Raw genomic sequence first — 23,347 nt, 5'->3', positions numbered from 1 at the left:
CCCGCTCCCGTACGGTGCCGCGGGTGTCCGACCCCGACTCCCGCCGCAGCCCCCTGCACGACCACCACGTCGCCCTCGGCGCGTCGTTCGCGCCGTTCGGCGGGTGGGAGATGCCCGTCCAGTACAGCCGTGACGGTGTGGGGGGCACGGTGGCCGAGCACACGGCGACCCGGGAGGCCGTCGGCCTGTTCGACGTCAGCCATCTGGGCAAGGTGCGGATCCACGGCCCCGGCGCGGCGGCGTTCGTCGACCGGTGCCTGACGAACTCGCTGGAACGCATCGTGCCGGGCAAGGCCCAGTACACGCTGTGCTGCGCGGCCGACGGCGGCGTCGTCGACGACCTCATCCTCTACCTCGTCGGCCCCGACGAGGTGTTCGCGGTGCCCAACGCCGCCAACTCCGCGGGCGTGGGTCGCCGCCTCGCCGAGGTCGCGCCGGACGGGATCGCCGTCGACGACGAGCACGACGCCCACGTGGTCCTCGCCGTGCAGGGCCCGTCGTCGCCGGCGGTGCTCGCCGAGGTGGGGCTGCTCACCGATCCCGACCCGCTCGACTACATGGCCTTCGTCGACGCGCAGTGGCAGGGGCGGCCGGTGCGCGTGTGCCGGACCGGCTACACCGGCGAGCGGGGCTACGAGCTGATCGCGCCGGCGGACGGGGCGGGGGAGCTGTGGGACGCGCTGGCGGCCGTCGTGGCGGAGAAGGGCGGCCTGCCGGCCGGGCTCGGGGCGCGCGACACGCTGCGCACGGAGGCGGGGCTGCCGCTGCACGGCCAGGACCTCGGACCCGACATCACCCCGCTGCAGGCGCGGTGCGGTTTCGCCGTCGGGTGGAAGAAGGACGAGTTCTGGGGCCGCGATGCCCTCGTCGCCGAGCGGGAGGCCGGCCCCCGGCGCCGCTCGTGGGGTCTGCGGGCCACGGGCCGCGGTGTCCCGCGCGGGCACATGACGGTGCGGCGCGGTGAGGACGCCGTCGGCGAGACGACCTCGGGGACGTTCTCCCCGACGCTGAAGACCGGCATCGCGCTGGCGCTCCTCGACACCGCGGCGGGGATCGAGGAGGGCGACGTGCTGGCCGTCGACGTGCGCGGCCGGGCGCTGGAGTGCGAGGTCGTCAGCCCGCCTTTCGTCCCGTCGCACGTCCGGTGACGATGTCCCGGTGAGCTTCCCCACGGACCTCCCACCGTCCGAGCCCGGGATCTACCGGTCCCGCTCCGAGGCCGAGCAGGCGGGCCCGGTACGGTTCACCGCCCCGTCCGACGTCGTCGGCGGCGGCTACGGCCTCTTCGAGAACGCCGCCGAGCCCGGCCGCTGGGGCGCGATCCCGCACTACCACCAGGGCTTCACCGAGTCGTTCTGGGTGATCTCGGGGCGGCTCGCCGTGATGAGCGGGACGGGCTGGCGGGTGCTCGGCAGCGGCGACTTCGCGCACGTGCCGGTGAACGGTGTGCACGGCTTCCACGCGGTCGGCGACGAGACCGCGCGGTTCCTCATCCTGTTCGTGCCCGGCGCGCCGCGGGAGAAGTACTTCCGCGGCCTCGCCGAGCTGTTCGCCCGCGGCGCGAGCACCGACGAGATCGACGCCTTCGCCCTCGAGTGCGACCAGGTCAACCTGCGCGACTGGCCGCACGAGCCGGTCCCCGCGTGACCACGTGAGCAGTTGGCGCCCCGGCCGGGGCGCCAACTGCTCACAGAAGGGTCAGCGGCGACGGCCGCCGGGGCGTTCGGCGGTGTCGTCGAGGTCGACGCCGACGTGCTCGTCGAGCCACTGCCCGAGGGGCTCGAGCCGGCGCCAGGTGTTGGCGACGCGGTCGGCGAGCGCCGGGGTGTGCAGCTCGTCCGACGGCGGCCAGGACCGCCAGGCGAACAGCGCCTTGTGCCGCATCAGGTCGAGGCGCGGGTGCTCGGGGTCGACGCCGCGCGGCCGGGACTTCAGCTGCTCGCCGGCGATCGTGAAGTCCTCGGCGCGCAGACCCTCGACGATCGACGCCAGCGCCGGCCCGTGGCGGTCGTCGTCGATCGCCGCCCGGAAGCGGGCGACCTGCGCCGAGGTCATCCGGTAGTACCCGGTCGCGACCATGACCCCGTCCGCCGAGACCTGGACGTAGTGGTGGCCCGCCGTGGCGCCGCACTGCACCTTGTAGGGCGTCTTGTCGGCCGCGAACCGCACGTCGCGGTAGGGGCGGAACACCTTGCCCGCGCCGAACTCCGATGCGAGGTCGGTGAGCAGCGCGAGCATCGGCGCCCGCACGTGCTCGTCGTAGATCGTCTTGTTGTCGGTCCAGTACGCCTTGGTGTTGTCGGCCTCGAGGCCCTCGTAGAAGTCGACGACCGCCTCGCCGAAGCCCGGGAACGTCACGGGTCCATCCTGGCGTGTAGACACGAGCCGTGTCCGGGAGCGTGCACGAGTCGGTGCTCGACGCCATCGGGGCCACCCCGCTGATCCGGCTGCGCCGGGTCACCGAGGGTCTCGCGCCGCGCGTCTACGTGAAGGCCGAGTGGCAGAACGCCGGCGGCAGCGTCAAGGACCGGGCCGCGCTGTGGATGGTGCGGGCCGCCGAGCGCTCCGGGGCGCTGCGGCCGGGTGGCGTGATCGTCGAGGGGACGTCGGGGAACACCGGCATCGGGCTCGCGCTGGTCGGCGGGTACCTCGGCTACCGCACCGTGATCGTCATCCCGGACACGACGGCGGTCGAGAAGGTGGCGACGCTGCGGGCCTACGGCGCGGAGGTCGTCCCGACACCGGCGGGGCTCGCCCGCGAGGACCCGCGCCACGTCATGAACCTGGCGGCCCGCCTGGCCGGCGAGATCCCGGGCGGCTGGCTCGCCGACCAGTACGACAACCCCGCCAACCCGCAGGCCCACCGGGACACCACCGCGCCGGAGATCTGGGAGCAGACCGGCGGCGCGGTGACCTGCTTCGTCGCCGGGATCGGCACCGGCGGCACGCTGTCGGGCACCGGGACCGCGCTCAAGGAGAAGGGCCCGGTCCGCGTCGTCGGCGTCGACCCGATGACCTCGGCCTACGGCGGCGGGGACGGCAGCCCGTACTACGTCGAGGCGATCGGGCACTACCGCCACCCCGACACCGTCGAGGACCCCTGGCCCGCCAACTGGGACCGCGCGGTGGCCGACGAGGTCGTCCGCGTCGACGACCGCACGACGATGCTCACGGCCCGCCGGCTGGCCCGCGAGGAGGGCCTGCTGCTGGGCGGGTCGTCGGCGACGGCCGTGGCCGCCGCGCTGCGGGTCGCCCGCGACCTCGGCCCCGACGACGTCGTCGTGGTCGTCGCGCCCGACTCGGGGCGGGCCTACCTGTCGAAGTACTTCGACGACGGGTGGCTGCGCCGGCTCGGCTTCCTCACCGAGCCCGGTCCCGACGCCCCGTCGCCGCTGGTCGACGAGCTGTCGATCGCCCCGCTACCGGTGGTCCGGGCGTCGTGGACGGTGGGACGGGCGCGGACGGAGCTGGGCGCGAGCTCGGCACCCGCCCCCGTGGCCCGCGATCGCGAGGGTCCCCCGGCGCCCTCGGAGATCCTGGGCGCGGTGACCGCCGCCGACCTCGACGGTCGCCCCGAGGACACCCCCGTGCGCGACCTCGCCCGGCCGGCCCCGCCGAGCGTCGGGGCGGGGGAGAGCCTCCCGTCGGCCCGCGGCACGCTCGGCGACGCGGCGGCGGCGTGGGTGATCCGTGACGGTCGGGTCGTCGGTCTGGTGACGCGGGACGTGCTTGCCCCGGCGGGCTAGTGTGCGAGGCATGAGTACGACCTTCGCCCACACCCCGCACCCCGCCCCGGCGACCGCGGAGCGTGTGGCGGAGGTACTCGCCGCACCCGGGTTCGGGAAGTTCTTCACCGACCACATGGTCACGATCTCCTGGAACGCCGCCGAGGGCTGGCACGACGCCCAGGTCGGCCCGTACCAGCCGTTGTCGATGGACCCGGCGTCGGTCGTCCTGCACTACAGCCAGACGATCTTCGAGGGCCTCAAGGCCTACCGCTGGGCCGACGACTCGGTCCACGCGTTCCGCCCCGAGGCCAACGCCGACCGGATGGCCCGCTCGGCCGAGCGCCTCGCGATGCCGCCGCTGCCGCGCGAGCTGTTCGTGCAGTCGCTGCACGAGCTGCTGGCCGTCGACCACCGCTGGGTGCCCGCGGCGGGCGGCGAGGACGCGCTCTACCTGCGGCCGTTCATGATCGGGTCGTCGACGGGGCTGGGCGTGCGGCCCAGCGAGGAGTACCTCTACCTGCTCATCGCCTCCCCGGCCGGCGCGTACTTCCCGCGCGGCCTGGCGCCGGTGACGGTGTGGCTCTCCACCGACTACGTCCGCGCCGTGCCCGGCGGCACCGGCGAGGCGAAGTGCGGCGGCAACTACGCGGCCTCCCTCGCCGCGCAGGCCCAGGCGTCGGCCCAGGGCTGCGACCAGGTGGTGTGGCTCGACGCCCTCGAGCACCGGTGGATCGAGGAGATGGGGGGCATGAACCTCTTCTTCGTGTTCACCGACTCCTCGGGTGCCGTCGAGGTCGTCACCCCCGAGCTGTCCGGCTCGCTGCTGCCCGGCGTCACCCGGCGGTCGCTGCTGGAGCTGGCGAAGGAGGAGGGCGCCACGGTCACCGAGCGCCGCATCTCCACCGACGAGATGGAGAAGGAGGTCGCGGCCGGGCACCTCACCGAGGTGTTCGCCTGCGGTACCGCGGCGGTGATCACGCCGGTGGGGACCGTGAAGCACGAGGGCGGCGAGTACGACATCGCGGACGGCAAGCCCGGCGCGATGACCCAGCGCCTCCGCGAGCGCCTCACGGCCATCCAGCGCGGCGCCGCCGAGGACCACCGCGGCTGGATGCGGCGCCTGCTCTAGACGCCGTCAGCCGAGGGTCGACACGACCAGGGCGGCGGTGACGGCGAGCTCGGCGCACGCGCCGAACACGTCGCCCGACACGCCCCCGAGGCGCCGCCGGGCGTGCGCGGCGACTCCCGCGACGACGACGGCGGCCAGCAGCGCGGCGCCCGGTGCCCGCACGTCGAGCACCGGGACCGCGGCCGCCGCCAGCACGACGGCCCAGGCCGGGGCGACCCACACCGGCTGGGTGCCGGCGACGAGCGCACCGAGGCCGTCGGGCGACGCCGCCGGCACCCCGCGGCGGGCGACCCAGGCGAACGCCGCGCGCCCGAGCCCGAGGGCGAGCCCGCCGGCGACGGCCGCGACGAGCACGCCCTGACCGGCGAGCGCGCCGAACGCCGAGGCCTGCACCCCGAGCACGACGACCAGCCAGACCACGGCGAACGCCCCGGTGCCCGGGTCGCGCATCACCGCCAGCGTGCGTGCGGCGTCGCCGTGGCTGCCGAGCCCGTCGGCCAGGTCGGCGAGCCCGTCGAGGTGCAGGCCGCGCGTGGCCGCCGCACCGAGACCGACGGCCACGAGCCCCGCGAGCAGCTCCGGCGCGCCCGCGGCGACCAGGCCGGCCGCCGCGGCACCCAGCACGCCGCCGAGGACGACGCCGACCAGCGGCACCACGGCGATCGCGACGCCCGCCGCGGGGCGGTCGACCCGCGTGGCCCGCAGCGGCACGACCGTGAACATCGCGACGGCCAGCGCCACGCCGGCGCGGACGGCCGCCACGTCAGGCGGTGATCGCGGTGGCCGCCCGGAGCAGCCCGACGGCAGCGAGCGCCCCCGTCGCCTGACCGGCGCGCATCTGCAGGTCCAGCAGCGGCTCGAGGGCGAGCACGTCGAGCGCGAGCGCCTGGGCGGGCTCGGTGCACCGCGTGCCGGCGACCCACCAGGCCCGGGCGCCCGGGGCCTCGGTGTCGGCGAGCAGCGCGGCCACGCTGGTCGCCGCGCCGTCGAGCACCACCGGGGTGCGCCGGCGCGCGGCCTGGGCGAGGAAACCGGTCAGCGCCGCGAGGTCCGCGCCGCCGGCGACGCGCAGCAGGCCCTGCGGGTCGCGGCCGACGGCGCGGGTGCGCCACAGGGCGTCGCGGACCGCCGCGGCCTTGACCATCCACCGCCGGTCGTCGATCCCGCTGCCGCGCCCGACCACGGCCACCGGCTCGCGGCCGGTCGACGCCGCGGCGAGGACCGCGGTCGGGGTGCTGACGCCCACGGCGAGCTCGCCGACGACGAGCAGGTCGGCGCCCTCGTCGACCTCCTCGTCGGCCACCTCGCGGCCCGCGCGCAGGGCGGCCGCGGCCTGGTCGTCGGTGAGCACGTCCTCGACGTCGAGGCGCCCGCCGCCGCGGACCACGGCGCGGTCGTCACGGGCGTCCCCGACGGCCGGTGCGGCGAGCCCGACGTCGACCACCCGCAGGCCCGCCCCGGCGGCCTCGGCGAACCGGCAGGTGGGCGCCGAGCCGTCCCGGACGGCGGTCACGCGGGCGGCCGTCTCGCCGGGCTCGTGGGCGGAGACCCCGGCCGCGGCGATCGCGTGGTCGGCGGCGAAGAGCACGGCCCGCACCCGGCGCGGCTCGCGGGCCGGCGCCCGGCCCTGGCACGCGGCCAGCCAGGCGGCCAGCTCCTCGAGACGCCCGTAGCTGCCCCCGGGCTGATCGGCGGCGGCCTCGCGGCGGGCCGTCTCGTCGGGCGGCGCCACGCCGGCGCGGGCGGCGCCGGCCGTCGAGCCGTCGACCACGGGGTGCACGGACGTCTCCTTCGCGGGCGCAGGGGTGGACCGACCGTAGCCGGAGGACGTGGTCACCTCAGGCGCAGGGGCAGCCCGGCCACCAGCAGCCAGACCTCGTCGCACACCGCCGCGAGCGCCTCGTTCAGCGCGCCGAGCTCGTCGCGGAAGCGCCGGCCCGCGCTCGTGGACGGCACGACGCCCAGCCCGACCTCGGCCGAGACGAGCACCAGCTCGCCGGCGAAGCCGGACACCGCCGTGACGAGCGCGGCGCGCGCCGCCGCCACCGACGGCGCGTCGCGCTCCCAGCCCGCGTCGTCGAGGAGACCGGTCACCCAGGTGGCCAGGTCGTCCACGAGCACCGGATCGGCCGGCGCCGCGTCGAGCACGGCGGGCAGGTCGGCGTCCTCGACGGTGCGCCAGCCGCCGGGACGGCGGGCGCGGTGCACGGCGACGCGGTCGGCCCACTCCGGGTCGGCCTCGGGGTCGACGCCCCGGGCGGTGGCGACGTAGAGCGCCGCGGCGGCCGGGTCGAGCAGGCCCTCGGCGTACGCGGACTTGCCCGAGCGGGTGCCGCCGAGGACGAGCGTGCGGGCGATCCCGGGGCCCGCTAGTCGATCTTGGTGCCGCGGGCGACCCGCGGCTTGGGCATGCGCAGGCGGCGCAGCTGGGTGGCGCGGGTGAAGGCGTACCAACCGAAGGACAGGCCGCCGACCTGCTCGTTCGGGAACTTCGTCCGCACGCGCGTGACGACGTAGCGCCCGAGCATGACGCCCTCGAGCGCCATCATCACGAGCATCACCAGGCAGACGAGGCTGCCGAACGTCTGCACCTGGGGCACCGGGACGATCACCGTCACGAAGATCACGATCGCGAGCGGCATGAACAGGCCCATGAGGTTGCGCCGGGCGTCGACGAGGTCGCGGGCGTAGGCCCGGGCGGGACCGCGGTCGCGGGGCAGCAGCACCGAGTCGTCGCCGGCCATCATGCGCTTGCGACGGTCGTCGGCCTTGGCCTTGCGGTCCTCCTTGGTGCCGCGCAAGGCCTTGGCGCGCTTCATGGCCTCGCGCTGTGTCTTCGGCGCCGGGGCGACGGGCCCGCGGCGCTTGCCCTGCGCGTCCCGGCGCGAGGGCGTGGGGCGGCCCTTGCCGACGGTCTGCGCGCGCGTGTCGCCGACCACGACCGTCTCGCGACCCTCGTCGTCCGTCGTGTCGTCGACGGGCTCGTCGGAGGCGGACGCGGAACCGCGGCGCAGGAAGTTCACGCCGCCCAGGATAGGACATGCGGGGCACCCCCTACCGTGCTCGCCATGCGCGTCCTCTTCGCCCCCGACTCCTTCGGCGGCAGCCTCACCGCCGCCGAGGCCGCCGCCGCGATGGGGCGGGGCTGGGCGCGCTCCGTGCCGGCCGACACGACGGTGCTGCTGCCGCTGGCGGACGGCGGGACGGGGTTCGTCGAGGTCCTGCACACCGCCCGCGGCGGCACCCGGCACGACGTCGAGGTCACCGGCCCGCTCGGGGAGCCGACGACGGCGACGTGGCTCGAGCTGGAGTCGACGGCCTACGTCGAGTCGGCGTCGGCGTGCGGGCTGCACCTGGTCGCCGACCGCACCCCGCAGACCGCCGCCGCCGCCACGAGCCGCGGTGTCGGCGAGCTCGTGGCCGCGGCCGCCGCGACCGGGCCCGCATCGATCGTCGTCGGCCTCGGCGGCTCGGCCTGCACCGACGGCGGCGCCGGTCTGCTCGCGGCGCTCGGCGCCGCCCCGCGGGATGCGGACGGGACGGTCCTGTCCGACGGCGGCGGCGCGCTGGCCGCGGTCGCACGCCTCGACGGCCTGCGCGACGCCCTCGGGGCGCTGGCGGGGATCGACCTCGTCGTCGCCGCCGACGTCGACCACGTGCTGACCGGCCCGCAGGGCGCCGCCGCGGTGTTCGGGCCGCAGAAGGGCGCGGACGAGGACACCGTCGCGGCGCTCGACGCGGCCCTGACCACCTGGGGTGCCGTGCTGGGGGAGGCCTGCGGGGACCCGGGCCTGGCGGGCCGGCCGGGCGCCGGGGCGGCCGGGGGGCTCGGCGCCGCGCTCGCCGCCCTGGGGGCCCGGCGTGTCGCCGGCGGCGAGCTCGTCCGGGAGGTCGCCGGGCTGGACGAGGCCCTGGACCGCGCGGACCTCGTCGTCACCGGCGAGGGCGCGCTCGACGAGCAGTCGCTGCACGGCAAGCTCGTCTCGGTGGTGGCCGACCGGGCCCGCGAGCACGGGGTGCCGTGCATCGCGCTGGCCGGGCAGGTGCACCTGGGCGGGAACCAGGCGCTCGAGGCCGGGATCGAGGGCGCCTACTCGGTGGCGGCCGACGCCGGGTCGGTCGAGGCCGCGCTGGCCGACCCCGCCGGCCGGCTGGCCGACCTCGCCGAGGGCGTGGCGCGGCACTGGGGTGCGCGTCCGCCGGGAGACGGACCGGAGGGGAGCTCGACCCGTCGGGACGGGTGATCCCGCGCACGCATGAGGCACGGCCGCAGGTGTGCGAGCATGGGGAGAGGCCGCGGGGCGGGTACACCGGACCCGCGGGAATACACGGCACCGCGACCAGTTGTGCCGAGTACGTGCACTGCGTCCCGGGAGCTCAAGGGAGAACCATGACCGTCGAGAACCCTGCCGCGCCGACCGAGGTCGAGGCCAAGCCGCATGGCGTCGAGCTGACCGACACGGCCGCGGGCAAGGCGAAGGCCCTGCTCGACCAGGAGGGTCGCACCGACATGTCGCTGCGCATCGCCGTCCAGCCGGGTGGCTGCGCGGGGCTGCGCTACCAGCTCTTCTTCGACGACCGCAGCCTCGACGGCGATCTGCAGCGCGACTTCAACGGCCTGACCGTCGCCGTCGACCGCATGAGCGCCCCGTACCTCCAGGGCGCGGTCATCGACTTCGTCGACACCATCGAGAAGCAGGGCTTCACGATCGACAACCCGAACGCGGGCGGATCGTGCGCCTGCGGCGACAGCTTCAACTGAGGCACACGCACCACGGCCCCGGACCTCGTCGAGGTCCGGGGCCGTCGTGTGTCTGACGGCTGCTACGTCAGGCCGGGCACCTCGGCCGCGACCTTCTCGCGCAGCTTCTCCGGCGGCTGGGCGCCAAGCTGGGCGACGACGTGCGAGGCCGCGACGGCGCCGATCCGCCCCGAGGTGGCGTGGTCGAGCCCGTGGGTCCAGCCGTAGAGGAACCCGCCGGCGTAGGCGTCGCCGGCCCCGGTGGTGTCGACGAGCTCGTCGGCGTCGCGGACCCCGACCTCCTCGACCGAGCCGTTCGCGTCGTACACCGTCGAGCCCTTGGGGCCGTGGGTGACGACGACGACCTCGGCGTTGCCGCCGTGGCCGCGCAGCAGCGACGTGATCTCGTCGGACCCGACCAGCGCCGCGACCTCGTCCTCGTCGGCGATGAGGATCTCGACGTTCTCGCGCAGGAGCTCGCGGAAGTACTCGCGGTGGCGCTCGACGCAGCCGGCGTCGGACAGCGTCAGGCCCACCCGGGCCTCGCTCTTCGACGCGGCGTCGACGACCTTGCCGATGGTGGCGCGGGCCTGCTCCGTGTCGGCCAGGTAGCCCTCGATGAGGCTGACCTTGGAGCCCGCGACGTCGTCCTGCTCGATGTCGTCGGGCCCGAGCGCCGTGCAGGCGCCCAGGAAGGTCGACATCGTGCGCTCGCCGTCGGCGGTGACCATGACCAGGCAGCGGGCGGTCGCCGGGCTGCCCGACAGCGCCGGCGTCGTGAAGTGCACGCCGTGCGAGCGGATGGACTCGGTGAACGACGTGCCGAGCCGGTCGTCGGAGACCTTGCCGACGTACCCGGCGTCGGCGCCGAGGGCCGCCGCGACGGCGATGGTGTTGGCGACGCTGCCGCCCGAGCGCTCCGTCGTGTCCCCGGCCTCGGTGTAGAGCTTCTCGGCCTGGGCCTCGTCGATGAGCGTCATGCCGCCCTTGGGCAGCTCGTGCGCACGGATGGTGTCGTCGTCCGTGCGGAACAGCACGTCGACGATGGCGTTGCCGATCCCCAGTACGTCCATGCCTACCTCTCGAATCGCACTACGTCCTTCGGACCAACCTGCGACCCTAGGTGAAACTCAGCGCGACCGGGACCGGACCGTTGCGTGGCGCACGTTCACGCATACACCGGGTAGTTGGGCTCCGGGATCTCCGGGCGGATGCGCTCCTCGACGAAGATGCCGTGCCAGAGCATGAACACGAGCAGTGTCCAGATGCGCCGTGAGTGGTCGACCGGGCCCGCGCGGTGCTCGTCGATGAGGCGCAGCACCGCGGCCTTGTCGATGATCGCGTCGGTCTGCGAGTCACGGACGATGCCGCGCGCCCAGTCGAGCATGTCGTGGGCGAGCCAGTACCGGATCGGGACGGGGAACCCGAGCTTGCGCCGGTGGAGCACGTGCGGCGGGACGATGCCGTCGATCGCCCGGCGCAGGGCGTACTTCGTCGTGCCGTGGGCGACCTTCTGCTCGGTGGGCAGGTGCGACGCGACCTCGAAGACCTCCTTGTCGAGGAACGGCACGCGCAGCTCGAGGGAGTTCGCCATGGTCATCTTGTCGGCCTTGACGAGGATGTCGCCGCGCAGCCAGGTGAAGAGGTCGACGTGCTGCATGCGCGCCACCGGGTCCCAGGAGCCCGAGTCGGCGTAGAGCGGCGCGGTGACGTCGACGTGCGAGAGCTCGGGGTCGTGCCCGCGCAGCACCGCGCCGAGCTGGTCGTCGCGGAAGATGCGGGCGTTGCCGTAGTAGCGCTGCTCGAGGGGGAGCGCCCCGCGGCGCAGCAGATCCTTGCCGCGCATGCCGTCGGGCAGCCGCGTCGAGAGCGCCCCGGCGAGCTTGCGGACGGCGCCGGGCAGCTTCTCGAACGGCGCGAGCGAGAGCGGCTCCTTGTAGATCGTGTAGCCGCCGAAGAGCTCGTCGGCGCCCTCGCCGGAGAGGACGACCTTGACGTGCTTGCGGGCCTCGCGCGCCACGAACCACAGGGGCACGAGCGCGGGGTCGGCCACCGGGTCGTCGAGGTACCAGACGATCAGCGGCAGGGAGTCCATCATCTCCTGGGCGGAGACCGTGCGGACCAGGTGCCGCACGCCGATGGCCTCGGCCGACTCCTTCGCGACGTCGACCTCGGAGTAGCCCTCGCGCTCGAAGCCGGTGGTGAAGGTGATGAGGTCCGGGTTGTGCTCGCGGGCCAGCGCCGCGATCGCCGTCGAGTCGACGCCCCCGGAGAGGAACGCCCCGACGGTGACGTCGGCGCGCATGTGCTTGGCCACCGAGTCGCGCAGCACCTCGGTGATCTCGGCGTGCAGGCGCGCCTCGTCGTCGACCGGCTTCGCGTCGAACTGCGGCACGAAGTAGCGCTCGGCCGCGAGCGGCTCGCCGGGGGAGACGGTGAAGCTCGTCCCCGACTCGACGCGGCGGATCGAGCGGTGCAGCGACAGCGGCTCGGGGACGTACTGCAGCTGGAGGTAGTGCTGCAGCGCGGTGGGATCGGGCGCCGTGGTGGGCTCGCCGAGGGCCTTGGCCAGCTCGAGCAGGCTCTTCTTCTCGCTGGCGAACGCCACACCGTGCGGGCCGGCGGCGAGGAAGAGCGGCTTGATGCCGAACGGGTCGCGCGCGCCGAAGAGCACCTTCTCGTGCGTGTCCCAGATGAGGAACGCGAACATGCCGCGCAGCCGGCGGACCGCGTCCTGCCCCCAGACGTCGTACGCGGCGACGATGGCCTCGGTGTCACCCTCGGTCGCGAACGTGACCCCGTGGTCGCGGGCCAGCTCCTCGCGCAGCTCGAGGTAGTTGTAGATCTCGCCGTTGAAGACGATGCGGTAGCGGTCGCTCGCGTACGTCAGGGGCTGGTGCGAGCCCTCGACGTCGATGATCGACAGCCGGTTGAAGCCGAGCACCACGTCGTCGTCGTGCCACGTCCCGGACTCGTCCGGGCCGCGGTGGCGCATGCACTCGAGGCTCCCGCGCACCGCGTCGGCCCGCGCCGCGCCGGATCCGTCGGGCGTGATCAATCCCATCAGGCCGCACACGCGTCCGCTGACACCTCCGTCTGCCGGGGTCGCCGTTCCGCCGCGACGGGGTGCCGCGGGGCCGCTCCAGTATGCCGACAGTGCTCCACGGCCCCGCCTGTGGGCGACCCGCCGCGCCCCTCCGACAGCGCGTAGTGGCTCGCTCGGCTAGTCTCCGCACCGACGTCGGGGCCCGCATCCGCCGGGCCGCCCACCACGGCGCCGTCGGGTCGGATGACCAGGGGCGACGCGGGGGACCCGCCCGAGGAGGAAGGCAGCCAGCAGTGCGCCGAGATGGGACGCCGGTCCGGAGCCGCACCGGTCGCGTGCGCCGGGCCGTGGGCCTGGCTGCGGCGGCCGTCGCCGTCGCCGTGACCACCTCCGGCTGCTCCGTCGAGGAGGTCCTGCGCTTCGGCTGGCCGATCGGGGTCACCCCCGAGGCCACGCAGATGCGCACGCTGTGGACCTGGGCCGCGGTCGCCGCGCTGGTCGTCGGTGTCCTCGTGTGGGGGGCGACGGCCTGGACCGTGGCGTTCCACCGCAAGAAGGCCGGCGAGTCGGACCTGCCGCGGCAGTTCCAGTACAACCTGCCGCTCGAGCTGGTGCTGACCGTCGTCCCGCTGATCATCGTCGCGGTGCTCTTCTACTTCACCGTCGTCGTGCAGAACGTCGTCGACCGCACCGCGACCGGCGACGAGCTCAAGGTCGACGTCATCGGCTTCCAGTGGAACTGGGAGTTCTCGTACCCGGACACCCGCGGCCCCAACGGCCTCCCGGCGTCCACCGTGGGCTCCACCGGCCAGGTGCCGCTGCTCGTGCTCCCGACCGACCGGCCCATCGCCTTCACCCAGGACTCGCAGGACGTCATCCACTCGTTCTGGGTGCCGGAGTTCCTCTTCAAGCGCGACGTCCTGCCCGACCCGGAGAAGAACGACCAGAAGAACACCTGGGTCATCGACCGCATCGAGCGTCCGGGGGCCTTCGTCGGCCGCTGCGCCGAGTTCTGCGGGGCGTACCACTCGATGATGAACTTCGAGGTCCGGGCGCTGCCGCCGGCCCAGTTCGACCAGTTCCTGCGCCTGCGCACGCAGGTGAACCCGCAGACCGGCCAGGGCTACACCACGCCGGACGCCCTCGCGGCGCTGAACTGTGGCGAGCTGTGCAACCCGGAGGCGGTCACCACGGCGCCGTTCGACCCGAACCCGACCGCCCGCCAGGCCTTCAAGTGATCATGCGCACCCAGAGAGCGAGGACCCGATGAAGGTCGAATCGCGCATCTTCGAGATCCTCACGGTCTTCTGCTTCGTCTGCGCGATCGTGTACGGGATCCTCTCCGGTGAGGAGGTCGGCATCGTCGGCCTCACCCTCACCGGCGGCCTGACCCTCATCGTCGGGACGTACTTCCGGTTCGTCGCCCGGCGCCTCGAGGAGCGCCCGGAGGACAACCCGGAGGCGGAGGTCTCCGACGGCGCCGGCGACCTGGGCTTCTTCAGCCCGGGCAGCTACTGGCCCATCGCCGTCGCCGGCGGGGTGGCCTTCACCGGCCTCGGTGTCGCCATGTGGCAGTGGTGGCTGATCGTCCTCGCCGGCATCGGCCTGCTCATCGCCATCTGCGGCCTCGTCTTCGAGTACCACGCGGGCCCCTCGGCCCACTAGGTCCCACCCACTCACCTCGGCCCCGGCTCCGTGCCTCGGAGCGGGGCCGGCGTGTGTGCGGGGTCGTGCCGTGCCCGTGGCGTGTCCTGGCCGGGGCGAGGTGGACCGGCGGACGGGCGGGCGGGGCGGGGCGAGACGGGCGCACCCGAGGCCCCCCAAGGCGCCTGCAGGGCCGCACCTGGGCACCGAGGCGCCCGATGGGCGCCTGAAGGCCATCCGCGGCCCGAGGCGACCACGGGTGCCGGAGGGCCGACCAGTGGGGTCCGGGGGTCCGGGGCGCCGAGGAGTACTGAGGGCCACCCGGGGGCGCGTGATGTTGCCGGGAGGGCGGCCTCGACGACGGGAAGCGGCCCACGTCCGCCGGCCATGCGCGGCAGCGGAGATCAGGGGCGCGTCATGCACCCCGCGGGCGCTGCGGCGGTGCACCAGGTGCTCGTGATCTCCGGAGCGCGCGGGGGCGAGGGCCTGCTCGGAGAGCGAAGGGCACGTTCGGCACCTCGCGCGGCCTCTCGATCATGCGGTACTTGCCCCTTGCGGTGCGTCGACGGAGTGCCGGCGGGCCGCGAGCGCGGGTCAGTGCCCGGTGCGGCGTGTCGGCGCGGCGAGGGTGTGGCGATCCTGGCGTCACACGCCAGGAAAGCCGCATTCCTCGTACAGGGGAGGGGCTCCGGGCACACAGACGACGGGCCGGGAGCGTCGGTGACGCTCCCGGCCCGTGTCGGACGTGCGGGTGGTGCTACTCCTGGATGTCGCGCGGGCGGCCGGCGTCGGGACGCCCGGCGAGCTCGCGGGACTCGGTGGAGGCGCTCGGCTCCACCTCGAGCGGGTCGCCACCGTGGGGCCCGCCGGTGAGCTGGTCCTGCTCGTCGGCCGGGTCCGGGCGGAACCAGCCGCCCTTGAGCGGCTTGCCCGCGGAGCCCAGGTCGTTCATGCGCTTCGGCACCTTGGCGCCCTGGTAGGCCAGCGGGAGGGCGTGACCGTGCTCGTCGACCCCGCCCAGGGGCTGGTGCACCTCGATGAACTCACCGTGCGGCAGCCGCTTGATGTGCCCGGTCTCGATGCCGTGCTCCAGGACCTCGCGGTCGCTGCGCTGGAGGCCCAGGCAGATCCGGTAGGTCGCGAAGTAGACCAGCGGCGGGAGAACGAGCAGTCCGATGCGCCCGATCCACGTCATCACGTTCAGGGAGATGTCGAACGTGTAGGCGAAGATGTCGTTGCCGCACGCCAGGACCAGCCAGAAGTAGAAGGTCATGGCCATCATGCCCGTGGCGGTGCGCACGGGGACGTCGCGCGGACGCTGCAACAGGTTGTGGTGGGCGTCGTCGCCGGTCAGCTTGCGCTCGATGATCGGGTAGAGCGCGAGCAGCGTGGTGAGGATGCCCATCCCGATCACGGCCGGGAAGAAGATCGCCGGGATCGTGTACCGGCCGAACAGGTACATCTCCCACGAGGGCCAGAGCCGGACCGCGCCGTCGAACAGCGCCATGTACCAGTCGGGCTGCGAGCCGGCGGAGACCTGCGTCGGGTCGTACGGGCCGAGCTTCCAGATCGGGTTGATCTGGAACCAGCCCGACATGATCGCGGTCGCGCCGACGACGACGGCCGTGAAGCCACCGCCCTTGCTGGCGAACGTCGGCAGGATGCGGACGCCGACGACGTTGCGCTCGGTGCGCCCCGGCCCGGGGAACTGAGTGTGCTTCTGGAACCACACCAGCGCCACGTGGATCGCGATGACCGCGGTGATGATCCCCGGGAGCAGGAAGACGTGGACGATGTACAGGCGCGGGATGATGATCGTGCCCGGGTACTCGCCGCCGAGGATCGCCCAGTGCAGCCACGTGCCGATGACCGGGATCGACAGGACGATCGCGGAGAGGCCGGTGCGGATGCCGGTGCCCGAGAGCAGGTCGTCGGGCAGCGAGTAGCCGATGAAGCCCTCGATCATGCCCGTGAGCAGCAGGACGACGCCGAGCACCCAGTTGGTCTCGCGCGGGCGGCGGAACGCTCCGGTGAAGAACGTCCGCATCATGTGGACGATCATCGCCGCGACGAACAGCAGCGCCGCCCAGTGGTGCACCTGACGGATGAAGAGGCCGCCGCGCACGTCGAGCGAGATGTTGACGGTCGACTCGTAGGCCATCGACATCGTGACGCCCTGCAGGCCCGGGTAGTTGCCGTCGTAGGTCGTCTCGGCCATCGACGGGTCGTAGAAGACCGCCAGCCACGTGCCCGACAGCAGCAGCACGATGAAGCTGTACATCGCGATCTCGCCGAGCATGAACGACCAGTGCGTCGGGAAGACCTTGTTGATCTGACGACGGACGCCGCCGGCCGGGTGGATGCGGCTGTCGATCTCGTCGGCGGCCGTGCCGACCAGCTTCATGGCCGTGCCGCCGCCCTTCCGGGTGGGTGTGGTGATCGAACTCATGAATTCCGCTCCCAGAACGCCGGCCCCACCGGTTCGATGAAGTCACTGCGTGCGTACAGGTAACCCTGATCGTCCACGGTGATGGGCAATTGCGCCAGCGGGCGCGTGGCCGGGCCGAAGACCGGCTTGGCGAACTCGTTGGCCTGGAACTGCGACTGGTGGCAGGGGCACAGGATGCGCATCGTCTGGTCCTCGTACAGCGACGTGGGGCACCCCATGTGGCTGCAGATCTTCGAGTACGCGAAGAGCGTGCCGTAGTTGAAGTCCTCCTGGCCGGCCCGCTTGATCACGGGCACGTTCGGCCGGAGGTGGATGAGCATGACCGGCGAGTCCGACGAGCGGACCGTCTCGGCCACGTGCTCGGGGTCGACGAGCTCGTCCTCGGTGAGGACCGCTTCCCCGCCGTTGGCGCCGGCCGTGAGGAACGCCGCGAACACGGCCGGGTCCTTCACCTCGTCGGCGTGGAACGGGAACACGGTCTCCATGGCGCCCGGCTCGAGATCGCCGGCGCGCACCAGGACGACGTCCTTGGAGTTGCCGTCGAACTTGCGCACGTAGACGCGCTCGCCGTGCAGCGACTTCCACTGCGTCACCAGGAGAGGGGAGTTCGGCCCCTCCTTCCACGGGTTCTTGACGAGCCCGCCGAAGGCCGCGACGAGGACGCCGATGCCCAGCACGCCGCCGGCGGCCCCGACCGAGCGGATGATCAGCTTGCGGCGGGCGATCCCGCTCTGCTGGCCGGTCTGCACGAGGCGCGCCGCCGCGGTGCGGCGGTCGAGCTCGGAGGACCGGCCGTCGTGACGCTGCTGGATCGTGAGGTCCTCGGGCAGCAGCTTCTTCGAGTACGCGATCACGCCCATGCCGGTGGCGAGGACCGCGACGCCGAACGTCGTCCCGATGATCGGCGTGTAGAGCGCGTAGATCCAGGCGCCCTCGTCGCTGCCCGGGCGGTACTCCCACGGCCACGCGATGAAGGCGACGATGAAGAGCAGGCCCGCGACGGCCGCGAGGATGAACCAGCCGGCCACCTGGCGGACCGCGCGCTTCTCGGCCCGCGTGCCGGGCACCGGGAAGCGCTCGCGGCCCGAGACGACCTCGATGTCGTCGATCTGGTTGCCCAGACGGACGAGGTCGTCGGTGCTCATCTGCGCGAGCTCGGCGTCCGAGGGGATGCGCGGGCCGTCGGACGGGCGGGTTTCCGTGGGCGCGTTGGCGCCGTGGTCAGCGGGGCTCACTGGCGGGATCCGATCCAGAGGGAGATGCCGACGAGGGCGGCGATGCCGACGAAGAAGGCGACCAGGCCCTCGGGCACCGGACCGAAGCCGCCGAGGCCGTTGCCGCCCGGGTTGACGCCGGTGTTGTTGCTCGACACCGACTTGATGTAGCCGATGATGTCGCGCTTCTCCTCGGGGGAGAGCTGGGAGTCGGCGAACGTCGGCATGTTCGACGGGCCCGACAGCATCGCCGCGTAGATCTGCGTCTCGCTCGCCGGGTCGAGCACCGGTGCGAACTTGCCCTGGGACAGCGCGCCGCCGCGGCCGGTGAAGTTGTGGCAGGAGGCGCAGTTGAGGCGGAACAGCTCGCCGCCGCGACCGAGGTCCTCGCCGCGCAGTTCCGCACCGTTCGCGACGGCCGGCGTCACCGGTCCGCCGCCGTTGGCCTGGACGAACGCACCGAGGGCGTCGATCTGGGCCTCGTCGTAGCGGGGCGGCTTGCGCTCGGCCTCCGCGCCCTGGGCGGCGAGCGGCATGCGGCCCGTCGAGACCTGGTAGTAGACCGAGGCCTCGCCGACGCCGACGAGGCTGGGCCCCCGTCCCTGCACGCCCTGCAGGTTGGTGCCGTGACAGGTGATGCAGGAGTTGTCGTAGAGCTGCTGACCCTCGCGGACGATCGCCGGGTCGGCGGCCTGCGCGGCGTCCGGCTTCGGCGTGAGCACCGTGTACAGGCCGCCGACGGCGACCAGGGCGACGCCCAGGGCGAGCAGCCCCGACAGGCGTCGCCGCACCTTGCTCCCGCGACGCGCCCGCGTGCGGGCGGGGCGGGGCTTCTCGTCACTCATCGGGTGCCCAACCTCGAGCTCTCCTCGCTGATGGTCCTGGGGGTCCGGCGACCGGGGTGGTGGTGTCGCTGCCATCGGTCAGCGGATGAAGTAGATGACGGCGAACAGGCCGATCCAGACCACGTCCACGAAGTGCCAGTAGTACGAGACGACGATCGCCGCCGTGGCCTGCGCCGGTGTGAACCGACTCAGGAACGTGCGGGACACGAGCAGCACGAACGCGATCAGGCCGCCCGTGACGTGCAGCGCGTGGAACCCGGTGGTGATGTAGAAGACCGAGCCGTAGGAGCTGCTGGAGATCGTCGTCGCGTGCTCGGTGACGAGCGTGTGGTACTCGTTCACCTGCCCGAGCACGAAGATCAGGCCCATCACGAACGTCACCGCGTACCAGCGCCGCAGGCCGAACACGTCGCCGCGCTCGGCCGCGAACACCCCGTACTGACAGGTGAACGACGACGCCACGAGGATGATCGTGTTCACCAGGGCGTAGGGGATGTCGAGCTCGGTGGGCTCCGGTGGCCAGCCCTCGGTGGCGTTCGCCCGCGCGACGAAGTACATGGCGAACAGCCCGGCGAAGAACATCAGCTCGCTGGAGAGCCAGATGATGGTCCCCACGCTCACGACGTTGGGCCGGTTGAGGGAATGAATCCTCGCGCTGAAAGAAGGCGCCGGCGCACCCTGGGCGGTCGTCACGGGCGTCATGATGACACCTCCGACCGACACCAGCCCGTCGGGGCGAGCCCCCGCGGTGTCGCGTCGCGGCGGCCCGTGCGACCGGGTCCGTACCCGTGCCGACCTGCACCGCCTCTCACCTGCGAGTTCTCCTACCCGCCGTCGTACGTCGGCCCGTCGTACGGTTCGGCCGCCCGCGTGCCGTGTGCTCGTGACTCTCCTCCGGTGACCGCTAGCATCGCCGACCATGGAGGACACGCGATGACCGCTCCGGGCCCCACCCTCACGGTCGTGGTGATGAGTCATCGCGCGGAGGTGCGCGAGGCCATCGCCACCGCGGTCGGCCGCCGGCCCGCGCCGGACCTGCCGCGCCTGCGCTTCGTCGACGCCGCGAACGTGGCGGACGTGCTCGGTGCCGCCGACGCCGGCGAGATCGATCTCGCCGTGCTCGACGCGGAGGCCCAGCCCACGGGCGGGATGGGCGTGTGCCGGCAGCTCAAGAACGAGAGCGCCGACCCGCCGCCGGTGATCGTCGCCGTCCGCCGCCGGGACGACCACTGGCTGGCGACCTGGTCGCAGGCCGACGCCGTGCTGGTGCAGCCGCTCGACCCCGTGACCGCGGCCGAGACCGTGGCCACGGTCCTGCGCGAGCGCGCCCGCCCCGCCGTCCGGGGATGACCGCCGGCGTGCCGCCGACCTGGCCCGCGCTCATCGGGCGCCTGCTCGCGGGCCAGGACCTCGCCGCCGGCGACACCGAGTGGGCGATGGACCAGGTGATGTCCGGCGAGGCGTCGCCCGCCCAGGTCGCGGGGTTCGTCGTCGCCCTGCGCGCGAAAGGGGAGACGGCGCCCGAGATCGCGGGGCTGGCGACGGCGATGCTGGCGCACGCCCGGTCGGTCGAGGTGCCGCCGCCGGTGGTCGACATCGTGGGCACCGGGGGCGACGGCGCGCACACGGTGAACATCTCGACGATGTCCGCCGTCGTCATGGCGGCCGCCGGGGCGCGGGTGGTCAAGCACGGCGGGCGCGCCGCGTCGTCCCAGAGCGGGTCGGTGGACGTGCTCGAGGCCCTCGGCGTCCCGGTCGATCTCGGCCCCGACGCCGTGGCGCGCTGCGTCGCCGAGGTGGGCATCGGCTTCTGCTTCGCGCAGGTGTTCCACCCCGCGATGCGGCACGCCGGCCCGGTCCGCGGCCAGCTCGGCGTCCCGACCGCGTTCAACCTGCTGGGCCCGCTGACCAACCCGGCGCGGCCGGGGGCCGCGCTCATCGGGTGCGCCGACGTGCGGTTCGCCCCGATCCTCGCCGAGGTCCTCGCCGCCCGCGGCGACCGCGCCGTCGTGGTGCGCGGCGACGACGGGCTCGACGAGGTCACCACCGCCACGACCACCACCGTGTGGCACGCCGGCCCGGCCGGGGTCCGCGTCGAGACCCTCGACCCCGCGGCCCTCGGTGTGCCGGCCTCGGGCCAGGGGGCCCTGCGGGGCGGCGACGCCGCGCACAACGCCACCGTCGCCCACGCGGTCTTCGCCGGCGAACCGGGCGCGGTCCGCGATGCCGTGCTGCTCAACGCGGGTGCCGCGCTCGCCGCCTACGAGGAGGCCGTCACCGGGACGGCGATGACCGACCTGCACGCGGGCGTCGCCGCCGGGCAGCGCCGGGCCGCCGAGGCCGTCGACTCCGGGGCGGTCACCGCGCTGCTCGAGCGCTGGTCGGCCGTGGCGCGGGAGGCGCGCGGCTAGTCCGGAGGCGGCCCGGGGGGCGAGCTGGTCGAGGTCTAGTCGAGCCCGACGGAGAAGGCCGACGCGTCGTCGCGCGCCGAGTAGGACCGGAACGCGATGTGCGTCGACGTGCTCTGCACGCCGGGCACCTTGGACAGGCCCCCGGCGATGACGTCGGCGAGCTGCTCGTGCTCGCGGACGCGCACCACGGCGACGAGGTCGACGTCGCCGGCGCAGGAGTACACCTCCGCGACGCCCTCGAGGTCCGCGATGGCCTGCGCGGTCTCGGGGATGCGGTCGGCGTCGGCGTGGACCATCACGAAGGCCGTGATCACGGGCGCTCCTCGGTGCTCGGCGGGTCGCTCGGCGCCGGGGCGGACCGGCCGGCCCCGGGTGGCCGGGAGTCTAGGGCGGCTCGCGGGACGTCCCCGCGCGCTCGGGGTCGGTGTGGCGCGCCTCCCGCGCCCGCCCGACCCACGCGCCCCACGCCCCGGCGCCGGCGGCGGGCATGGCCCAGGGCGTCGTGGTGCGCACCATCCGCGTGCCCGGCCGCTCGAGCCACCGGGTGACGACGGCGACCTCCTCGGGCGGCGCGCCGCACAAGGGGCCGACGGCGGGCCGGACCGTTTCGGCGGAGGCCACGAGCGACTCGACGACCGGCATCGGCGGCACCCCGCGACGGGCGCGCCCGGCCGCGGCGAGGCGGCCGTGCCGGACCACGGCGAGGTCCCACCCCCGCTCGCCGTCCGGCCGCGCCGCGATCATCTCCGGCGCCGCGGCGACCGCGGACAGGCGCTGGACCCGGCCGAGGGCGTGGGCGAGCTCGGCGAGCCGGTCGCGGTGGGCGGCCGCGTCCTCGAACCGCTCGGCCGCCGCGAGCTCGGTGACGGTGGCCGAGAGGCGTCGCAGCCCCGCGTCGTCGTTCCCCCGCACCAGCGCCCGGGCGTCGTCCACCACCGGGCGGTAGGCCTCGACGTCGAGGTGGCCCGCACACGGGGCGGCGCAGCGGCCCATCTCGTGCAGGGCGCACGGCGTGCCCGACGCCCCGCGGGCGGGGATCCGCTGGGTGCACGGCCGCAGGCGCACCGCGTCCTGGAGGGCGGCGACCGCGTCCACGGCGTTCGGGCGCCGCGTGAAGGGACCGATCGCGTCGGCCCGGGGCGTCCGGACCACCGACAGGCGCGGGAAGGGCTCGTCGGTGAGCGCCACCCACCACCCGCGGTGGGGGAAGCGCGAGCGGCGGTTGTACCGGGGGGCGTGCCCGGCGAGCAGGCGCAGCTCGCGGACCTCGGCCTCGAGGGCGTGGGCGCACACCACCCAGTCGACGCGCTCGACGAGACCGATCATCTCCTTGATGCGGGCCCGCTTGTCGCCGCCGGTGAAGTAGGAGCGCACGCGCCGGCGCAGGTCGCCGCTGGTGCCCACGTAGAGCACCTCGTCGCCGGGGCCGCGGAAGAGGTAGACGCCGGGCTGCTCGGGCACCGCGTCGGCGAGGTGGCGCTTGGCCCGCTGCGCGGGGCTGACCTCCACCTGCAGCGCGAGGAGGTCCTCCAGCGTCGACACCCCGCGCCCGCCGACGCGCTCGAGCAGCCCGTGCAGCACGTCGACGGTGGCCTTCGCGTCGTCGAGGGCGCGGTGGATGGGCCGCGTCCGCGCTCCGAAGAGCGTCGCCAGCGCCGAGAGCCGGCACGACGGGGCCTCGTCGCGCGTCAGCACGCGGCGCCCGAGCCGCGCCGTGCACACCACCGCCGGGCGCGGCCACGACGGGCCGTGGCGCCGGCAGGCCGCGCGCAGGTGTCCGATGTCGAACGGGGCGTTGTGGGCGACGAGTACGGCGCCGGCGCAGAACTCGAGGAACGCGCCGAGCACCTCCCGCAGGCGGGGAGCGCCGGTGACCATGGCCGTGGTGATGCCGGTGAGCTGGATGATCGCCGGCGGCACGGACACCCCGGGGTCGACCAGCGTGGCGAACTCGCCCACCACCTCGCCGCCGCGCACCTTGACCGCGCCGATCTCGGTGATCGCGTCGGAGTCGGGAGGGCCGCCCGTCGTCTCCAGGTCGACCACCACGAACGTGACCGCCGACAGCGGCGTGCCGAGCTCGCCGAACGAGAGCTGGGGGTCCGGCCCGGTGACCGGACGGGCGGGTGCGTCCATCGCG

General features: G+C 74.2%; 23 protein-coding genes. 10 read left to right on the top strand and 13 right to left on the bottom strand.

Annotation, left to right across the window (positions count from 1 at the left end; translation table 11 throughout):
* Positions 1-23: 23 nt before the first annotated feature.
* Positions 24-1,148 (top strand): glycine cleavage system aminomethyltransferase GcvT, encoded by a 1,125-nt coding sequence (gcvT, locus tag QSK03_RS18095; RefSeq protein WP_285654696.1) that lies wholly within the window; start codon positions 24-26, stop codon positions 1,146-1,148.
* Positions 1,149-1,158: 10 nt separating this feature from the next.
* Entirely contained in the window at positions 1,159-1,647 is a 489-nt protein-coding gene (locus QSK03_RS18090; protein ID WP_285654694.1) for a cupin domain-containing protein, read from the top strand.
* Positions 1,648-1,698: 51 nt separating this feature from the next.
* Here the strand turns inward: QSK03_RS18090 and QSK03_RS18085 are convergent, their stop codons facing one another.
* Entirely contained in the window at positions 1,699-2,358 is a 660-nt protein-coding gene (locus tag QSK03_RS18085) for a DUF2461 domain-containing protein (protein ID WP_285654693.1), read from the bottom strand.
* A 29-nt stretch (positions 2,359-2,387) separates the two neighbouring features.
* Between QSK03_RS18085 and QSK03_RS18080 the strand changes: the two genes are divergently transcribed.
* Both QSK03_RS18080 and QSK03_RS18075 read left to right on the top strand, forming a co-directional pair.
* Positions 2,388-3,746 carry a PLP-dependent cysteine synthase family protein gene (locus QSK03_RS18080; RefSeq protein ID WP_285654691.1) on the top strand — a complete coding sequence of 453 codons (1,359 nt, stop codon included), beginning with the start codon at positions 2,388-2,390 and terminating at the stop codon, positions 3,744-3,746.
* 10 nt (positions 3,747-3,756) lie between these two features.
* Positions 3,757-4,857, top strand: coding sequence for a branched-chain amino acid aminotransferase (locus QSK03_RS18075; protein ID WP_285654689.1), 1,101 nt, complete (start codon positions 3,757-3,759; stop codon positions 4,855-4,857).
* 6 nt (positions 4,858-4,863) lie between these two features.
* Here QSK03_RS18075 and QSK03_RS18070 read toward each other — a convergent pair whose 3' ends face one another.
* The 4 genes from QSK03_RS18070 to QSK03_RS18055 are packed head-to-tail and all read right to left on the bottom strand — an operon-like array spanning position 4,864 to position 7,880.
* The gene (locus QSK03_RS18070; protein ID WP_285654686.1) at positions 4,864-5,619 is read right to left on the bottom strand and encodes an adenosylcobinamide-GDP ribazoletransferase; all 756 of its coding nucleotides are present in this window, start codon (positions 5,617-5,619) and stop codon (positions 4,864-4,866) included.
* 1 nt (position 5,620) lies between these two features.
* A complete protein-coding gene (locus tag QSK03_RS18065) occupies positions 5,621-6,637 on the bottom strand; it encodes a nicotinate-nucleotide--dimethylbenzimidazole phosphoribosyltransferase (protein WP_285654684.1) in 1,017 nt (338 codons plus the stop codon).
* Positions 6,638-6,690: 53 nt separating this feature from the next.
* Entirely contained in the window at positions 6,691-7,215 is a 525-nt protein-coding gene (cobU, locus tag QSK03_RS18060; protein ID WP_285655051.1) for a bifunctional adenosylcobinamide kinase/adenosylcobinamide-phosphate guanylyltransferase, read from the bottom strand.
* An 11-nt stretch (positions 7,216-7,226) separates the two neighbouring features.
* Positions 7,227-7,880, bottom strand: coding sequence for a DUF3043 domain-containing protein (locus QSK03_RS18055; protein WP_285654681.1), 654 nt, complete (start codon positions 7,878-7,880; stop codon positions 7,227-7,229).
* A gap of 45 nt (positions 7,881-7,925) precedes the next feature.
* On the opposite strand from QSK03_RS18055, the gene QSK03_RS18050 reads away from it, so the two are divergent.
* Together QSK03_RS18050 and QSK03_RS18045 are read left to right on the top strand one after the other, a co-directional pair.
* Positions 7,926-9,101, top strand: coding sequence for a glycerate kinase family protein (locus QSK03_RS18050; RefSeq protein WP_285654679.1), 1,176 nt, complete (start codon positions 7,926-7,928; stop codon positions 9,099-9,101).
* A 146-nt stretch (positions 9,102-9,247) separates the two neighbouring features.
* Entirely contained in the window at positions 9,248-9,619 is a 372-nt protein-coding gene (locus tag QSK03_RS18045; RefSeq protein WP_285654676.1) for a HesB/IscA family protein, read from the top strand.
* Between the two features lie 62 nt (positions 9,620-9,681).
* On the opposite strand, the gene QSK03_RS18040 is transcribed toward QSK03_RS18045, so the two are convergent.
* Together QSK03_RS18040 and asnB are read right to left on the bottom strand one after the other, a co-directional pair.
* Complete coding sequence (locus tag QSK03_RS18040) at positions 9,682-10,671, bottom strand: adenosine kinase (protein WP_285654671.1); 990 nt, start codon at positions 10,669-10,671, stop codon at positions 9,682-9,684.
* 95 nt (positions 10,672-10,766) lie between these two features.
* The gene (asnB, locus tag QSK03_RS18035) at positions 10,767-12,674 is read right to left on the bottom strand and encodes an asparagine synthase (glutamine-hydrolyzing) (RefSeq protein WP_285654668.1); all 1,908 of its coding nucleotides are present in this window, start codon (positions 12,672-12,674) and stop codon (positions 10,767-10,769) included.
* Positions 12,675-12,991: 317 nt separating this feature from the next.
* Here asnB and ctaC point away from each other — a divergent pair, with 317 nt between their 5' ends.
* Positions 12,992-13,882, top strand: a complete 891-nt coding sequence (gene ctaC, locus QSK03_RS18030; protein ID WP_285654665.1) for an aa3-type cytochrome oxidase subunit II — start codon at positions 12,992-12,994, stop codon at positions 13,880-13,882.
* A gap of 28 nt (positions 13,883-13,910) precedes the next feature.
* Entirely contained in the window at positions 13,911-14,309 is a 399-nt protein-coding gene (locus QSK03_RS18025) for a cytochrome c oxidase subunit 4 (RefSeq protein WP_285654662.1), read from the top strand.
* A gap of 736 nt (positions 14,310-15,045) precedes the next feature.
* Here the strand turns inward: QSK03_RS18025 and qcrB are convergent.
* The 4 genes from qcrB to ctaE all read right to left on the bottom strand — a co-directional run bounded on the left by qcrB (position 15,046) and on the right by ctaE (position 19,498).
* Positions 15,046-16,737 carry a cytochrome bc1 complex cytochrome b subunit gene (gene qcrB, locus QSK03_RS18020; RefSeq protein WP_285654659.1) on the bottom strand — a complete coding sequence of 564 codons (1,692 nt, stop codon included), beginning with the start codon at positions 16,735-16,737 and terminating at the stop codon, positions 15,046-15,048.
* On the bottom strand, positions 16,734-17,972 hold the full coding sequence (qcrA, locus tag QSK03_RS18015) for a cytochrome bc1 complex Rieske iron-sulfur subunit (protein WP_502872187.1): 1,239 nt from the start codon (positions 17,970-17,972) through the stop codon (positions 16,734-16,736). The genes qcrB and qcrA overlap by 4 nt, the downstream gene beginning before the upstream one ends.
* A complete protein-coding gene (qcrC, locus tag QSK03_RS18010; RefSeq protein WP_285654656.1) occupies positions 17,969-18,796 on the bottom strand; it encodes a cytochrome bc1 complex diheme cytochrome c subunit in 828 nt (275 codons plus the stop codon). The genes qcrA and qcrC overlap by 4 nt, the downstream gene beginning before the upstream one ends.
* Positions 18,797-18,874: 78 nt before the next feature.
* Complete coding sequence (gene ctaE, locus QSK03_RS18005) at positions 18,875-19,498, bottom strand: aa3-type cytochrome oxidase subunit III (RefSeq protein ID WP_285654653.1); 624 nt, start codon at positions 19,496-19,498, stop codon at positions 18,875-18,877.
* Positions 19,499-19,729: 231 nt separating this feature from the next.
* On the opposite strand from ctaE, the gene QSK03_RS18000 reads away from it, so the two are divergent.
* Positions 19,730-20,146: a response regulator transcription factor gene (locus tag QSK03_RS18000; RefSeq protein ID WP_285654650.1), complete on the top strand. Its 417-nt coding sequence runs from the start codon at positions 19,730-19,732 to the stop codon at positions 20,144-20,146.
* Positions 20,143-21,207 carry an anthranilate phosphoribosyltransferase gene (gene trpD / locus QSK03_RS17995; RefSeq protein ID WP_285654647.1) on the top strand — a complete coding sequence of 355 codons (1,065 nt, stop codon included), beginning with the start codon at positions 20,143-20,145 and terminating at the stop codon, positions 21,205-21,207. Before QSK03_RS18000 ends, trpD begins: the two co-directional genes overlap by 4 nt.
* 35 nt (positions 21,208-21,242) lie before the next feature.
* Here trpD and QSK03_RS17990 read toward each other — a convergent pair whose 3' ends face one another.
* The gene (locus QSK03_RS17990; protein ID WP_285654644.1) at positions 21,243-21,521 is read right to left on the bottom strand and encodes an Lrp/AsnC family transcriptional regulator; all 279 of its coding nucleotides are present in this window, start codon (positions 21,519-21,521) and stop codon (positions 21,243-21,245) included.
* A 70-nt stretch (positions 21,522-21,591) separates the two neighbouring features.
* Entirely contained in the window at positions 21,592-23,343 is a 1,752-nt protein-coding gene (locus QSK03_RS17985) for a DEDD exonuclease domain-containing protein (protein WP_285654642.1), read from the bottom strand.
* Positions 23,344-23,347: the final 4 nt, after the last annotated feature.

The sequence above is a fragment of the Actinomycetospora sp. NBRC 106375 genome (genome assembly GCF_030269665.1).
GTDB lineage: Bacteria > Actinomycetota > Actinomycetes > Mycobacteriales > Pseudonocardiaceae > Actinomycetospora.
Note: the sequence above shows the minus strand (reverse complement) of the source record. Positions and strands in the feature narration are given on the sequence as shown.